13 protein-coding genes are annotated in these 14,266 nt (G+C 66.1%); 8 read left to right on the forward strand and 5 right to left on the reverse strand.

Going from position 1 to position 14,266, the window contains the following annotated elements; all coding sequences use genetic code 11:
• Positions 1 to 27 precede the first annotated feature (27 nt).
• Positions 28 to 1,491, forward strand: a complete 1,464-nt coding sequence (locus AB4Z44_RS22700; RefSeq protein WP_404711918.1) for an FAD-dependent oxidoreductase — start codon at positions 28 to 30, stop codon at positions 1,489 to 1,491.
• Here the strand turns inward: AB4Z44_RS22700 and AB4Z44_RS22705 are convergent.
• On the reverse strand, positions 1,482 to 2,702 hold the full coding sequence (locus AB4Z44_RS22705; RefSeq protein ID WP_404711919.1) for a hypothetical protein: 1,221 nt from the start codon (positions 2,700 to 2,702) through the stop codon (positions 1,482 to 1,484). The genes AB4Z44_RS22700 and AB4Z44_RS22705 overlap by 10 nt on opposite strands.
• A gap of 125 nt (positions 2,703 to 2,827) precedes the next feature.
• On the opposite strand from AB4Z44_RS22705, the gene AB4Z44_RS22710 reads away from it, so the two are divergent.
• Positions 2,828 to 5,026 (forward strand): TonB-dependent receptor, encoded by a 2,199-nt coding sequence (locus tag AB4Z44_RS22710; protein WP_404711920.1) that lies wholly within the window; start codon positions 2,828 to 2,830, stop codon positions 5,024 to 5,026.
• A 64-nt stretch (positions 5,027 to 5,090) separates the two neighbouring features.
• Positions 5,091 to 6,299: a serine hydrolase domain-containing protein gene (locus AB4Z44_RS22715; protein WP_404711921.1), complete on the forward strand. Its 1,209-nt coding sequence runs from the start codon at positions 5,091 to 5,093 to the stop codon at positions 6,297 to 6,299.
• Positions 6,300 to 6,324: 25 nt separating this feature from the next.
• On the opposite strand, the gene AB4Z44_RS22720 is transcribed toward AB4Z44_RS22715, so the two are convergent.
• Positions 6,325 to 7,542, reverse strand: a complete 1,218-nt coding sequence (locus tag AB4Z44_RS22720) for an MFS transporter (RefSeq protein ID WP_404714313.1) — start codon at positions 7,540 to 7,542, stop codon at positions 6,325 to 6,327.
• Between the two features lie 107 nt (positions 7,543 to 7,649).
• Here AB4Z44_RS22720 and AB4Z44_RS22725 point away from each other — a divergent pair, with 107 nt between their 5' ends.
• On the forward strand, positions 7,650 to 8,477 hold the full coding sequence (locus AB4Z44_RS22725; protein WP_404711922.1) for an AraC family transcriptional regulator: 828 nt from the start codon (positions 7,650 to 7,652) through the stop codon (positions 8,475 to 8,477).
• Here AB4Z44_RS22725 and AB4Z44_RS22730 read toward each other — a convergent pair.
• The 3 genes from AB4Z44_RS22730 to AB4Z44_RS22740 all read right to left on the reverse strand — a co-directional run bounded on the left by AB4Z44_RS22730 (position 8,461) and on the right by AB4Z44_RS22740 (position 11,108).
• A complete protein-coding gene (locus AB4Z44_RS22730; protein WP_404711923.1) occupies positions 8,461 to 9,582 on the reverse strand; it encodes a diguanylate cyclase domain-containing protein in 1,122 nt (373 codons plus the stop codon). The genes AB4Z44_RS22725 and AB4Z44_RS22730 overlap by 17 nt on opposite strands.
• A gap of 102 nt (positions 9,583 to 9,684) precedes the next feature.
• Positions 9,685 to 10,467, reverse strand: coding sequence for a hypothetical protein (locus AB4Z44_RS22735; RefSeq protein ID WP_404711924.1), 783 nt, complete (start codon positions 10,465 to 10,467; stop codon positions 9,685 to 9,687).
• Positions 10,464 to 11,108 carry a hypothetical protein gene (locus AB4Z44_RS22740; protein ID WP_404711925.1) on the reverse strand — a complete coding sequence of 215 codons (645 nt, stop codon included), beginning with the start codon at positions 11,106 to 11,108 and terminating at the stop codon, positions 10,464 to 10,466. The genes AB4Z44_RS22735 and AB4Z44_RS22740 overlap by 4 nt, the downstream gene beginning before the upstream one ends.
• Positions 11,109 to 11,225: 117 nt before the next feature.
• On the opposite strand from AB4Z44_RS22740, the gene AB4Z44_RS22745 reads away from it, so the two are divergent.
• From AB4Z44_RS22745 to AB4Z44_RS22760, 4 genes are all read left to right on the forward strand, one after another.
• Entirely contained in the window at positions 11,226 to 12,062 is an 837-nt protein-coding gene (locus AB4Z44_RS22745; protein ID WP_404711926.1) for an oxygenase MpaB family protein, read from the forward strand.
• A 78-nt stretch (positions 12,063 to 12,140) separates the two neighbouring features.
• A complete protein-coding gene (locus AB4Z44_RS22750; RefSeq protein WP_404711927.1) occupies positions 12,141 to 12,971 on the forward strand; it encodes an EamA family transporter in 831 nt (276 codons plus the stop codon).
• A 99-nt stretch (positions 12,972 to 13,070) separates the two neighbouring features.
• A complete protein-coding gene (locus AB4Z44_RS22755) occupies positions 13,071 to 13,409 on the forward strand; it encodes a hypothetical protein (protein WP_404711928.1) in 339 nt (112 codons plus the stop codon).
• Positions 13,406 to 13,654 (forward strand): hypothetical protein, encoded by a 249-nt coding sequence (locus tag AB4Z44_RS22760; RefSeq protein WP_404711929.1) that lies wholly within the window; start codon positions 13,406 to 13,408, stop codon positions 13,652 to 13,654. The genes AB4Z44_RS22755 and AB4Z44_RS22760 overlap by 4 nt, the downstream gene beginning before the upstream one ends.
• Positions 13,655 to 14,266: the final 612 nt, after the last annotated feature.

A 14,266-nucleotide genomic window follows, 5' to 3' on the forward strand; every position in this document is an offset into this window, starting at 1 on the left:
CACGTTGCACCCTGCTGCGAGGCGCCGATGCCATCCTACGACACCGATGTCCTGATCTGCGGCGCCGGCGCGGCAGGCCTTACGCTTGCGATCGACCTCGCGCGGCGGGGCGTGCGCTACCGGTTGATCGACAGAATCGCGCAGCCGTTCGGCGGATCGCGCGGCAAGGGCATCCAGCCGCGCACGCTCGAAGTGTTCGAAGATCTGGGATTCGTCGACGCGCTGGCGGCGATTGGTGGCCCCTATCCGCCGCAACGCGAATATAAAGCCGGCGGCATCGTCGGCGAAACGCCGATGATGGTTTTCGACGCGGCCACGCCCGACGTGCCCTATCCTGCGCCCATCATGATCCCGCAATTCCTGACCGAAGGGGTGATGCGGGCACGGCTGGCCGAACTCGGCGGTGCGCCGGATTTCGGAGTGACCTTGCTCGGCTTCGATCAGGATGACGATGGTGTCAGCGTGCGCGTCGATACCGGCACGGGCGAGCAGGCGCTGCGGGTCCGGTATCTGATCGGCACCGACGGTGGGCGCAGTACGGTGCGCCACGAGCTCGGCATAGACTTTCCAGGCGAGACGCTGGGGGTACGTGCGCTCGTGGCCGATGCCGTGCTGGACGGGCTCGATCGGACGGCGTGGCATCGCTTCCAGCTCGGCGGGCCCGAGACGCAGGTGTGGATCTGTCCGCTTGCGGGCACCGATCTGTTCCAGATCCAGGCGCCGGTGCCGATGGAAGGCGATGCCGATCTTTCGGCCGAGGGGCTGACCGCGCTGACGCGTGCGCGCACCGGCCGGAGCGATATCCTGATCCGCTCGGTCAGCTGGGCATCGGCCTACATGATGAACGCGCGGTTGGCAAACCGCTATCGCGTGGGACGCGTTTTCCTGGCGGGCGATGCCGCGCACATTCATCCGCCGACCGGCGGGCAGGGCCTCAATACGAGCGTGCAGGACAGCTACAATCTCGGCTGGAAGCTCGCCGCCGTGCTGGCGGGAGCGCCGGACACCCTGCTCGACAGCTATGAGAGCGAGCGGCGCACCATCGCCGCCGGTATGCTCGGGCTGGCGACCCGGCTGCTCGATCAGGCCAGGCAAGGCACGATGACCCGCGGCCGCGAAACCCAGCAGCTCGATCTCGCTTATCCCGATTCACCCTTGTCGCGCGGCGAGGAGAGCGAGCGGATCCGCGCCGGGGACCGCGCGCCCGATGCGCCGTGCCGCGGGGCGGCGGGGCAGGCGACGCGGCTGTTCGCCCTGTTCCGCGGGCCGCACTGGACGTTGCTGGGCTATGAGGTCGACGGGACGGTGGCGCCGCGATCGGGTTTGCATGTTCACCGGATCGGGGCGGACGGCGATATCATCGACGATGGCGGGCATATCGCCCGCATCTACGGGCTGAGTGCGGGGCAATGGGTGCTGGTGCGGCCGGATGGCTATGTCGCGGGCTCGGTAACCGGCGATCCAGCCGCGTTCGTCGCGGGCTATCTCTGATCAGGTGAGGTGATCGTTTCCGGTGTGGTCGCCCCGGCCGCACGGACGAGCCACCCCATCAACGCTTGCGCCGCATCATGTGCCGCTTCCGCGGCATCGCTTCGCCCCAGGCACAGGGCCGACAATATGTCGCGCTCGTGCGTGAGCAATGTTTCGACGATCTCCGACGGCTGCCGCGGCACGGGAAGGCCTTGGCGCGCCTGGAAGCAGGCCATGCAGCGAGCGAGCGTATCGAGCAGGACATTGTCGCTGAGGCTTGCCAGTGCCTGCTGCAGGACGACCCAGCGCTGCGGCTCCTCCAGCTCTTCGAGAGCCGTCCCGGTCCGCGCGATCCAGCGCTCGCGATCGGATGCGGGCATGCGTGCGAGCCGCGTTGACGCCAGTTGCAGATTGGCGAGGTTCAATATCCAAAGCTTTTCGAGCGAGGTCTCCACCGTATGGCCCTCGCTTGCCAGATAGGAGAAAAGCTGGCGCACGATCGCGATCGGCGCCGGCCGCTTGAGGAAAACACCGCCGCCACGCCCCCGCCGTGTCTCCAGCATATCGAAATCCCGCAGCACGCGTAGTGCCTGGCGCATCACCAGCCGCGAGGTTGCGAAGCGGATCGAAAGATCCCATTCGCAGCCGAGACGTCCGGGATCCACGCCGGTTTCGGACGCGTCGATGATCCGCATCGCGATCATGGCGGCGCGCACGTTGGGGTTGGCGAACATCGCGCGGCAGCCGGGCGACCCATCCTTGGCGTCCAACGCGCGGAGCATCTCGCCCGCGCCTTCGGCCAATCGCAGCGGGAGCGTGGCATCGTCGTGCGCCATCGTACGCAACACGCCGATCAGTTCGTCGACCCGCTCCACCGGGCAGCCGAGCGCGCGCAGATAGATTGCCAGCGCCATGGCCGCCTGTTGCAGGCTCGGCCGTGCAATCGTGAGGCCGCCGAACCGGCCGCGCGTCATCCGCATCGCGCCCCGGCGCTCGACGATGCGGATCGCCGCACGCAGCGTCTCCCGCCCCACGCCGAAGCCACGCAGCAATTCCGCTTCCGAACCCATTATCCGGCCCGCCGGCCAGCCCAGCGCGCAGGCCGCATTCTCCAGCTTCCAGGCCACCTGCTCGGGCGCGCTGGCCTGATCCGGACGTTCACCGCTCACATATTCGTAGAAGGGCGGCGGCCGGGCGACGATGCCGCCTTCAATCAGGGGGCTATTTATCACGTCGGCTAGGTACCAAACATCGCGGCAGATAAGAAGAAGGTTCGGGAGGATCATCGAAGGCCGCGTGTCGGCACGCGCCGGTCGTCGCCATCGCCTGCCCTTCTCGATTGAAGAGGGGAGTTCTGATGCGCATCCGACTTGCTACGACGACCGCCATTCTGGCGCTGATTGCCGGATCATCTCCATCATTGGCGCAGACCGCGCAGGGCGCCGCCCCCGGCAGCCAGGCCGCTCCCGCAGAGGGCGAAAGTTTGCGCGAAATCGTCGTGACCGCTCAGCGGCGCACCGAGAATCTACAGAATGTGCCGATCGCGGCGACCGCGCTGGCGGGCGACCAGCTCAACGAGAAAGCGGTGGCGCGCGTAGCCGACCTGCAGTTCGCCGCCCCTTCGCTGTCGGTTACCGATGCGGGCCTGACCCAATCGGTCAATATCCGCGGCATCGGCATCGCCGACGGCAATCCTTCGGTCGCCAACGGTGTCGCGCTCTACGTGAATGGCGTTTTCCAGCCGCCGATCGTCAGCACGTCCGACTTCTACGATCTGGCCGGGATCGAGGTGCTGCGCGGGCCGCAAGGCACTCTGGTCGGTTCGAACTCCACGGGCGGCGCGGTGTTCATCAACAGCCAGGCGCCGCAACTCGGCAAATGGGGTGGATATCTCGAGGGCAGCTTCGGCAATTATGCCAATCGCACTCTGCAGGGCGCGCTCAATATCCCTGTGACCAGCAACCTCGCCATCCGCGGAGCCGGCAATTACCAGCAGCACGACAGCTACTTCACCGATATCGGATCCTACCACAACGAGGCGGGACGGCTGAACGAGAAGGACGCCCGCATCAGCGTGCGCTGGACGCCCGGTGATCTTCAGGCCATCGCACACGCCGAGTGGGTGGATCACGACACCGGCGGCTATGCCTATCGCCCGATCATCGGCACGCCTTATGCGGCTGGGCGCGTCGGCGATATTCGGACGCTCGATTATGATGCGCCGACGAAGAATGACGAGCGCGGCTTCCAGTCCGATCTCGAGCTTCGCTACAGGCTGCCCGGCGACATCACGCTGCGGTCGCTGACCGGCTATGTCTTCAAGCGCATTTACAATCTGTACGACAGCGACGCGACGGTGCTGCCCCCGCCCGCGACCGAGAACCAGTTCGTATCCGAGCGCGAGCTGGTCCAGGAGCTCAACCTGATCTCGCCGACGACCGGTCGCTTCAACTGGATCCTCGGCGGCTATTACCAGCACAATGTGATCCATGTGCGGATTTCGCAGACGTCGGGGGCGCCGGTCGATCCGACGCATATCGTCATCGACGATTTCAAGACGACGCTCGGTGCCTTCGCCCAGGCCGGATACAAGATCACGGATCGGATCGAGTTCCAGCTGGGCACCCGCTATTCGCATTACGCCGTGCGCCAGGAGGGCGGGGTGGCGATCGGGTACGGCACGATCTTCGGGCCGACCGGTTTGCCGGTCGCCGATCTGGGCAGCCGGCACAAGGACGGTCGCCTCACCGGCAAGGCCAATATCAACTTCCAGGTCGATCGGGACAATCTGATCTACGCCTTCGCGGCGCGCGGCTACAAGCCGGGGGGCGCGAACTCGTCGGTTTCGGAATTCGGACCGGAAACGGTGTGGGATTATGAAGCCGGCTGGAAGTCCACGATGCTGGACAATCATCTGCGCACCCAGCTCGGCGCCTTCTACATGGATTATCACGACTTCCAGTTCAGCGTGATCGATACCAGCAGCGGGCAATCGGGCGTGTCGAACATCCCGCATGCCAGCATTTACGGCGTCGAGGGGCAGGTCCAGGCCAGGATCGGCCATTTCGATGTGGATGGCGGCTTCGCCTACGTCCATTCGCATCTGGAACGGCTGACCGCGGTCAATCAGCTGCTGGTGCCGCCGGGCACGACGCTCGGGCCGCAGTGCGGCGCGGTGGTGACGCCCGGCTGTACCAGCTACGGTCCTTACACGCGGGACGCAGGGGGCGGCCCGAACCTGCTGTCACCCAAATTGAGCTACAATTTCGGAATCGATTATGAGATCAGCTTCGACGATAAGACGAGCCTCACGCCGCGCCTGAACTATGCCTATGTCGGCCCGCAATTCACCAACCTGTTCTATTCGCCGGTAACAGATCGGCTGAGGGGGCGGGGGCTATTGTCCGCCTTGATCACGCTGCGCAGGGGCAAGTGGATGATCGAGGGCTACGGCACCAACCTCACCAACAAGCAATATGTAAGCGGCCACTTCAACAATAACGAATTCTACGGAGCGCCCCGCGAATATGGCTTGCGCGCGCACGTGCGGTTCTGACGACGCGGTCATGACAGAAGAGAAGGAGAGAAACCCGGTGCATCATTCATGGAAGCGGGCGCACATGGCGCTGACGTCTGCCCTTGCACTCGCGATCGGTCTGCCTGTTTCGGCTCAGCAGGTTCTGCCGCCGCCGCTCACCGCAGGGCCGAAGTCCGACGTGCCGATCGCGCTGCAGATCGCGCGCTGGCACATGCTGGATGGGGACATCAATTCGCTCACCTTCCGCAGCATGGATACTTTGTTCACCACCCGCACGGTGCCGCGCTCGGGACCGGTGTGGCAACTGCCCCGCGCGGATCATGCGCTCGACTTCACGTACAGCTACAAGGGCGCAACCTATACGCCCGAACAGTTCCTCGACCGGACCTATACCAACGCGCTACTGGTCCTGAAGGACGGGCACATCGTCAGCGAGATCTACCGCAACAACAGTAATGACCAGACGCGGTTCATGGCCTGGTCGATGACCAAGTCGATCACCTCGATCCTGGTCGGCTGCGCGCTTGCGGAGAAGCGCATCCGGTCGCTCGATGATCCGATCACCGCCTATCTGCCCGAATTGAAGGGAGGCGGCTATGACGGCGTGACGATCCGGCAAATCATGGCGATGCGATCGGGCGTGGACTATGAAGAGCGCTACGATTTCGAGCATCCGGGTACCGCCGCCAGCAACCATATCGCCGCGCTGGTCAAGAACGTCGCCCGCTTCGCCGACGCCGCCCGCACGGTGAAGCGGGCGCATCCGCCCGGCGCTGTCTTCCAGTACAAGACGCTGGATACGGCCGTGCTCGGCTGGCTGATCGAGCGGGTCAGCGGTGGTTCGACCGTTGCCGCTTATACTGCGCAGCGGCTGTGGGAACCGCTGGGCGCCGAACGCGACGGATTCTACATCATGGATGGGGCGCCCGGCGTGGGCCGGGAATTCAGCGGCGCCGGCTTCAACGCCACCCCGCGCGATTTCGCCCGGGTCGGGCAGATGATGCTGGATGGCGGCGTCGCCAACGGCCATCGCATCGTCTCGCCCGAATGGATTGCGGAAACGACCCGCTCCAGCGGGCCCGCGGATTCCCCGCGCACCTATGGCCTGCAATGGTGGCTGCTCGACGGCAAGAGCTATTCGGCGATCGGCCTACAGGGGCAATATATCTTCGTCGATCCGGCGACCCGCACGGTGGTCGTCAAGATCAGCTATTTCCCGCCAGGCAACCAGGCCGCGAGCGAGGAAACCGCCGCCTTCCTTCAGGCAGCGTCGCACTGGACGCCACGCTGAGCCGATCGGCCGAAGCCGAAGGATCCTAAGCCTTCGTCTTCGGCAGGAACGCCGCGAGCAGGCCGATCGCAGGCAGGAAAGCGCAGATCGCGTAGACAGTCTCGATCCCATAGTGATCGGCCACCTCGCCGAGCACGCCGGCGCCGATCCCGCCCATGCCGAACGAGAAGCCGAAGAACAGGCCCGAGATCATGCCGATCTTGCCGGGCACCAGCTCCTGCGCGAACACCACGATCGCGGGGAAGGCCGATGCCAGGATCAGGCCGATCGCCACCGTCAGCGGGCCGGTCCAGAACAGGCTGGCGTGCGGCAATAGCAGGGTGAAGGGCAGGGTGCCCAGGATCGAGAACCAGATCACATATTTGCGCCCGAACCGGTCCCCCAGCGGTCCGCCCGCGACCGTGCCGACCGCGACCGCGGCGAGGAAGGTGAACAGGTGGATCTGCGCCACCGCGACCGACACGCCGAAGCGGTGGATCAGGTAGAAGGTGAAATAGCTCGTGAGGCTGGCGAGATAGACATATTTGGAGAAGATCAGCGCCAGCAGGATGAGGATGCCCTTGGTCGCCTCGCCGCGCGGGATCGGGATCGCCGCCGCTCCGCTTCTGGCGCCGCGCTTGAGCCGCGCGAGGCCGTGATTCTTGTACCAGACGCCGACATTCCACAGGATCGCGCAAGACAGCAGGCACAGCAAAGCGAAAGCGGCGAGGCTCGACTGGCCATAGCGCACCACGAAGATCGCCGCCGCCAGCGGTCCCAACGCAGATCCGGCATTGCCGCCGACCTGGAAGAGGGATTGCGCGAGCCCATGGCGTCCACCGGCCGCCATCCGCGCGACGCGCGAGGATTCGGGGTGGAACACCGATGATCCCATCCCCAGTAACGAGGCGCCGATCAGTAGCATCGGATAGGAATGCGCGATCGACAGGACGAGCAGGCCGGCAAAGGAGAACAAGGTTCCGCCGGGCAGCGCCAAAGGCGCCGGCTTCTTGTCGGCATAGAGCCCGACCAGGGGCTGCAGGATCGACGCGGTCACCTGATAGGTGAGCGTAATCAGCCCGATCTGGCCGAAGGTCAGGCCAAGCCCGGTCTTCAGGCTCGGGTAGATTGCGGGCAGCAAGGACTGCAGCATATCGTTGAGCAGATGGCAGAAGCTGATCGCGAGGATGATACGGAACACCGTCCCGTCGACCGGATTGGTCGGGGCCGGAGGGACGGATTGCGCCGGGTTGGTCGCGTCCATGTTTGCACTTGCCATATCGAAGCCTCTTTCTCAGGCGGCCCGAATAAGCGCTCTTATCATGGCCTGCATTCCGCTATGGGCCTTTGACTTTCGCGAGTGGGACGCAAATGGCGTGGACCAATCCTGATGATGTCGAGCACGTCGCGCGGCCGGTCGTCGCGGTCGGCAACGATTATCCGGCGGCGTTCGAACTCGACTGGCATCGCCATCGGCGCGGGCAATTGCTTTATGCGTCGCGCGGCGTGGTCGTCGTCAGCACCGCCGAAGGCGCGTGGATCGCGCCGCCCGAGCGCGCGGTATGGACGCCGGGCGGGACCGCGCATTCGGTCCGCATGGTCGGCGCCACCAGCACGCGCGGAGTCCTGATCGAACCCGCCGTTGCGGGTCCGCTCGGGCAGCGCAGCAAGGTGCTCGCCGTCTCGCCCCTGCTGCGCGATCTGTTGGTGGCGGCGGGCGATATCGCACCCGAATATGAACCGGACGGCCGCGACGGGCTGGTAATGGCATTGCTGCTGGCCGAGGTATTGCGTGCGCCGGTCGTGCCTCTGGCGGTGCCCTTTCCCAAGAGCGCGGATCTGGCGCGCCATTGCCACGCCTTCCTCGATCGGCCGCGGCCGCACGACACGATCGACGATTGGTGTCACGCACTCGGCATGGGCCGCCGCGCTTTCACCCGCGCGTTCCGGCGCGAGACGGGGCTGAGCTTTGGCGCGTGGCGACAGCAGGCCTGCCTGCTCGTGGCGCTGCCCCGGCTGGCGGCGGGCGAGGCGGTCACCACCGTCGCGCTCGATCTCGGCTACGACAGCCCGGCGGCCTTCTCGACCATGTTCAAGCGGCTGATCGGCATGGCACCCAACCTGTATCGGCGGGGCGCGGATATCCGACAGGGTGCCCCTCAGGCCTCCAATCTGGGAGGCGCTAACCGGCCCGCCTGACCGGCGCCGCCGCGACGGTGGCGCCGCCGCCGAGATCCTTGGCCCGCAGCAGGGCGGCATCGGCGGCCGCGATCAGCTTCTCCAGGTCCATCCCATGCTGCGACGCCAGCGCGAACCCGATGCTGGTGCCGATTATGATGGTCAGATCGCCGATGACATAGGGTTCGGCGATCAGCCGCGCGGTGCGGCGGGCGAAGAGGTTGGCTTCGCTTACGTCGCCGATGCCGGGCTGCAGCACCACGAATTCGTCACCCCCGACGCGTGCTGCGAAATCGTGGTTGCGTAGCAACCTCCCGAGCCGCTCCGCGACTGCCTGCAGCAGCAGATCGCCGGTGGGATGGCCATAGCGATCGTTGACGGGCTTGAAGCGGTCGAGATCGAGGCAATGCACGGCGATGTCGCCGCGAATGCCCTTGCGGCTGCTGATCTCGTCGAACCGTTCGCCCAGCGCCAGCCGGTTGGGCAGGCCGGTCAGTCCGTCCTTCCGCGCCAGTGCGGCAAAGGCGCGCCGCATCGTTATGCCGGCGGTCGCATAATGATAGCGCCCGATGATGCTGTGGATGCCGCCCGCCAGCAGGATCAGCAGCACACAGCCGGCGGCACGATAATCGATGCCGGGGGTCGCGAGGGTGACGGCGATCGTCGGCACCACCCCCATCAGCATCGCGCTCACGCCGATCCAGGGGCGATAGGATATCCCTGTAGCGACCCCCGCGGCATAGCCGACGAGCAAGGCGGTCACCGCGATCCGGGCATCTGGCGCGGCCACCATGAAGGCGCGCGCGCCGAACGAGCCGATGATGGCGGCGAACCCCAGATAGGACAGAGCGAACTGGCGCTCCATCCGGCGCGCCTCGGCGATGCCGAGCGTATCGTCCGCCGCACGCCGGCGCAGGAGCAGGAGCAAGGTGATCCGCGCCGCCGCCGCTACCGTGCCGAATATGCCCAGCAAGTCGAGCAACGGATCGGGCGTTTCGCGCGTGATCAGCAAAGCCAGCGCGCTGAAGATGAGCGTGATGAGGATCGTCGGCGGCAGCGTCCGGAACAGGCTCCGGACCAATTCGACATAGGTCCCGTCAGGGACGGAAGCGCTCGGCAGTCGCACGTGGATGAGCCTCCCCGAGCGCCCTGTAATCGTCTTTCGGTTAAGGAATTGTCCCTGTAATTATAGGGGAATTACGTACCGGACAGAAAGTATAGGGCGGTTTCAATGCAAACGCCGCGCCGCCGCCTCGCGGTTGTCGACCGTCGCTTGCGTGCGGCGATCAGGGGTCACGCACACCGCGTCGCCATCGCGCGCGGCGCGCCAGACGAAGCCCTGGATGCAGGTGTTCGGGCCGTAGGCGCCGCTGGGATCGCGGCGGCTGGCGGCGAGACGGTTGTCCTCGGCGGCCTGCGCGCGCGTCAGCGGGGTGACGCAGACATGATCTCCGGCAAAGGCTTCGCGCCAGACATAGCCCTGGATACAGATGTCGGATGCAGGTGTGACCCGAGCAGCCACTACCGGATGCGCGATCACCGCGGCGATCGGCGCAGGCGGCGTGGGCCTGGGATGGGTTGGCGGCGGTTCGTTCGCGCCGGGCTCGGCCGCTCTCAAGGACGGCAGCGAGGAAAGACCCGACGCGCTCACGCCCGCCTCCTGCGGCTGCGGCGGGGGCGGCGGGCTGGCGCATTGCCGGATCCAGCTGTTGATGATGTTCATCTTCTCGGAGCCGACGACATAATCGACGCGCAATTGGCGGAATGCGGCGGCGTTGCTCGCCAGATGGGGGTGAAGCATGCATTCGGCGGTCGCGACGATGAAGGCGGCGCTGAAGCGTGGGCCCTGGGTCCGCAGATAGGCCTGCGCCAGATCGCGCGCCTGAGCATAACGATGCTGATCGAGATACTGGAAGGCCCGGAACAGATCCTGCTCGGGCGTGGTGGCGGCAGCCATGCCGGCCGCGAACAAGGCGACGGCAAGGGGAACAGCCATCAAACGACGGCTCATGGTCTCTTCTCCTGCGTGGCTGGCTGGCGCGGCGGCGAATCGGCGTCGCTGGCGGGGTTCATCGCTTCCAACGATGGCGGATCCTCGACCGGCGCCTCGGCGCGACCGAAATAGATGGCGGCGTCATGCACGTCGGTGGTCACCGGCATCACCAATGCGATCCCGATCAGGATCGTGCCGAGCGCCGCCATGACGATGCCGGGCGACGCGCTCTTGATCGAGACATTGGCCCCGCTGGCTCCACCGGCAATCTCGCTTTCGGGCGATGTGAGCTTGCCCAGCACGAAGGCCGCACCGACCATGGCCAGGATCATGCCCGTCAGGAAGCCCATCAGGCGAGTCCACAGCCGCAGCGAAAGCATCGCACTCGCCTGGCGGTATCGCCGCGCGATCAGCTCGCGTTCGAGGATGAAATTGGCCTGGACGCTCGCCAGATCCTTCTGGTCGCGCCAATTGCCGGGCTCCAGCCCGGCCTTGGTCCAGGGGATGGAGATTTGCGACTGCGGCGGATCCTGCAGCGTCTGCTCGATCGCGGAGAAGCGCACGAGCATCACCACCGCGAAGAAGATCGCGGTCGAGACCACTGCGCCGACCATCAGCGGCGCCATGCGCTTTTGCCAGCTGCGATCTTCTGACGCCATGCAGGGACCCCCCGATCGGCACGTCGTATAGCCGAAATCGCGCGCATCGGCCATCGCCCATCCGAGTGGTCGGTTCGCTGCGGTTCACGGTTGAACTCCGGCCTGCTTCGTCCCCACATGGTGCACGTGCAAACGCCCCTGAAGAGACTCCTGGTCGGCCGCGTCCGCGCCCTGTTCAACGATCAGGCGCGCGGCGAACGGCCGGTCCGGCGCAGCGACGACGCCCTGTTCGCGCGCAACGCCGTCGTCTGGCGCGTCCATGGCGATGTGACCAGCATGATGGTCGGCGGGGTTGCCTCGCTCCTGCTCCAGATGTTGCACCCCGCGGTGCTGGCGGGCGTATGGGATCATTCGAACTTTCGCGGCGATATGCTCGGCCGGTTGCGGCGGACGGCGCGGTTCATCGCGCTCACGACCTTTGCGAGCCGTATCGAGGCCGAAGCCGCCATCGCCCGGGTCCGCGACGTGCATCATCGCGTGCGCGGCGTCCTGCCCGACGGCACGCCTTATTCCGCCGACGATCCCGAACTGCTGCTCTGGGTGCATGCGACCGAGACATTGTGCTTCCTCGATGCCTGGATCCGCTATGCCGAGCCCGACATGGCGGCGGCCGATCAGGATCTTTATTTCGAGGAGGTCGCGCGGGTGGCACGGGCCCTCGGTGCGGCGAACGTGCCGGTCACGCGGGCGGGTATCGTCGCGCTGATCGATCGGATGCGCCCGCAGCTTCGCGTCGACGATCGCACGCGCGAAGTCGCCCGGCTGGTTCTCGACCAGCGCCCGCCCAGCCTTGCTGCCCGGCCAATCCAGCAGATGACGTTCCGGGCCGCGGTCGATCTGCTGCCGGAATGGGCGCGCGAAATGCACGGGCTGTACGCGCCGGGCCTCTCGCGCCCGCTGGTCCGGGGCAGCACGCTCGCGGTGGCCCGAACCTTGCGCTGGGCTTTCACTTAGCAATTCCTCTCCGGTTCCGGAAGGAGACCTGTCCATTGCTTGCAGCCCGGCGTCCGCCCTCGCTAGGGATGCCCGGCCATGACGCTTTCCATCAGCCTGCTCGTCCTGTTCGCCGCAGCCCTCCACGCCAGCTGGAACGCCGTGCTTCGCGCGGGCGAGGACCGGCTGTGGGGAATGACGGTCATGTGCGTGGCGGTCGCGATCGTCTGCGCCCTGCTCGTGCCGTTCGTGCCCATGCCGGCCAGGCCGAGCTGGCTTTATGCCGCCCTCTCGGGTTTGCTCCATATCGGCTACAACCTCTTCCTGGTGCGGACCTATCGCAGCGGGGATCTCGGCCAGACCTATCCGATCGCCCGCGGCTCCTCGCCCTTGCTCGTATCGGTCGGCGCGGCGTTGTTCGCGGGCGAGCTGCCCGATCCGGTCAGCCTGCTGGGCGTGGTGCTCGTTTCCGGGGGGATCATCTCGCTGGCCTTCCAGGGGAAAGGCTTCTCACGCGAGACATTGGCCTACGCGCTTGGCACCGGCTGCTTCATCGGCGCCTATAGCGTCACCGACGGGATCGGCGCGCGGCTGTCGGGCACGCCGGTCGGCTATACGATCTGGCTGTGCCTGCTGTGGGGCCTGCTGATGCCGCCGGTCTATATCGCGGCGCGCGGCTGGCGTGGCCTGATCCGGGCGCCGCGCGCAACGCTGATCGCGTCCGGCGGCGGACTCGTCTCGCTGCTTGCATATGGCATTGTCATCTTCGCGATGACGCTCGGGCCGATGGGGCCGGTCTCGGCACTGCGCGAGACGAGCGTGGTGTTTGCCGCCCTGATCGGCCGCATCTTCCTGCGCGAGCGGCTGACCTGGCGGCGGCTGGGCGCCTGCATCGTCATCGCGATCGGCGCGATTTGCATCGGGCAATGATCGAACCAGTGCCTTTTGAGGCGCTATATAATATGTTGACACGCTATATAATATAGCGCTACATACCTCTCGAGCCATCTCATCGGCAAGGGAGACGTCGTGGAAAACACCCCCCGCATGATAGCCCGTGCCTGGCGGTTGAACCCGGCGGAGCGCGGCCGGATCGAGCGGCTGATCGCCGTTGAGGACATGCAGCATCTCTTCCGGTGGGTGGACGGGCGATTGCTCGCCCGCATCGGCGCCGCCGATCGTGCGCGCATCACGGCGTCGGGCGGCGGGGCCTATCGGCCGGCGGCAGACCGCCGGCTGGGCGGTTTCAGCGCGGAGGTCGCGGCGGCCGCCGGTGCCGCTATCGATCGCCGGGCCACTTTGGACGGTGAGCCGGTCGGCCAAGTCGAGGCCGAGGCGCACCGCGCAATCGCCCGGAGAGCCGCATGACCAACCTTCCTGCGACATCGCTGGCGGACAGCTTCCGGGCGATGAAGGCAGCGGAAGCCGCGCGCAACGGCTGGTGGGCGGAAGGGCAGGGACTGCATCGGGCCGGCCGCGAGAGCGCGGCTTGCGACGATGCGGCGTCTGCCCAGGATGAACGCGCGCAAGCCATTCGCGCTGAAATCAAAGCGGCAATCCTTGGGCGGATTCCGGGTTGGACCGAGGCCATGGTGCAGGATGTATTCGGTTGAAACCAAGCGTAGCATGGAGCGAGACTTGCCGACCGCAAAACCGCGTCTCTGCGCTGTCTGCGCATCGCGAGGGCGACTAGCTCGGTCGTAGAGCATCTCGTTTGAACTGAGAGGAATGGCCCTTCCAAAAGGTGGCGCCTTGATCGATGCCGGAATGAACCGGTTGGCCGGTTTAGGATTGTCTTAAATCGCCTTATTCTAACGCCCCCTCTGGAGAAGGGGCTAATGTTGAGAGCGATATTGTGGACGCCGCTGCGAGCAATCGGAGGCTGGCTCGCGCAGATCCGCCTTGCGCTAGGCGAGCCGGGCGTACGATGCGGCATGTGCGACACCGTCCCACCGCCTGGGGAGCGGCTTTGCTATGATTGCCAGTTAGACGAGTTGTCCGCGCCTTAATGAGGCCGCCGCTCGCCGACTCCAAGGCTTGCTCGGGCGCCGCGTGCCGAAAAACAACGGCTGTTTACCTGAGGTGCGATCCCGACTATCTCGCCTTCGCGCGCTTGGCGCTGGCCACGTCGTTGACGAGGTCATGGCTGCGGCAGACCTTGGTCTGCGGGCCATTTGCGGGCCACCCGAGGCCGGGGCAAGATCGCCGTGCGACGGCGAAACAGC

Source organism: Sphingomonas sp. MMS24-J13 (assembly GCF_044905095.1).
Lineage (GTDB): Bacteria > Pseudomonadota > Alphaproteobacteria > Sphingomonadales > Sphingomonadaceae > Sphingomonas_I.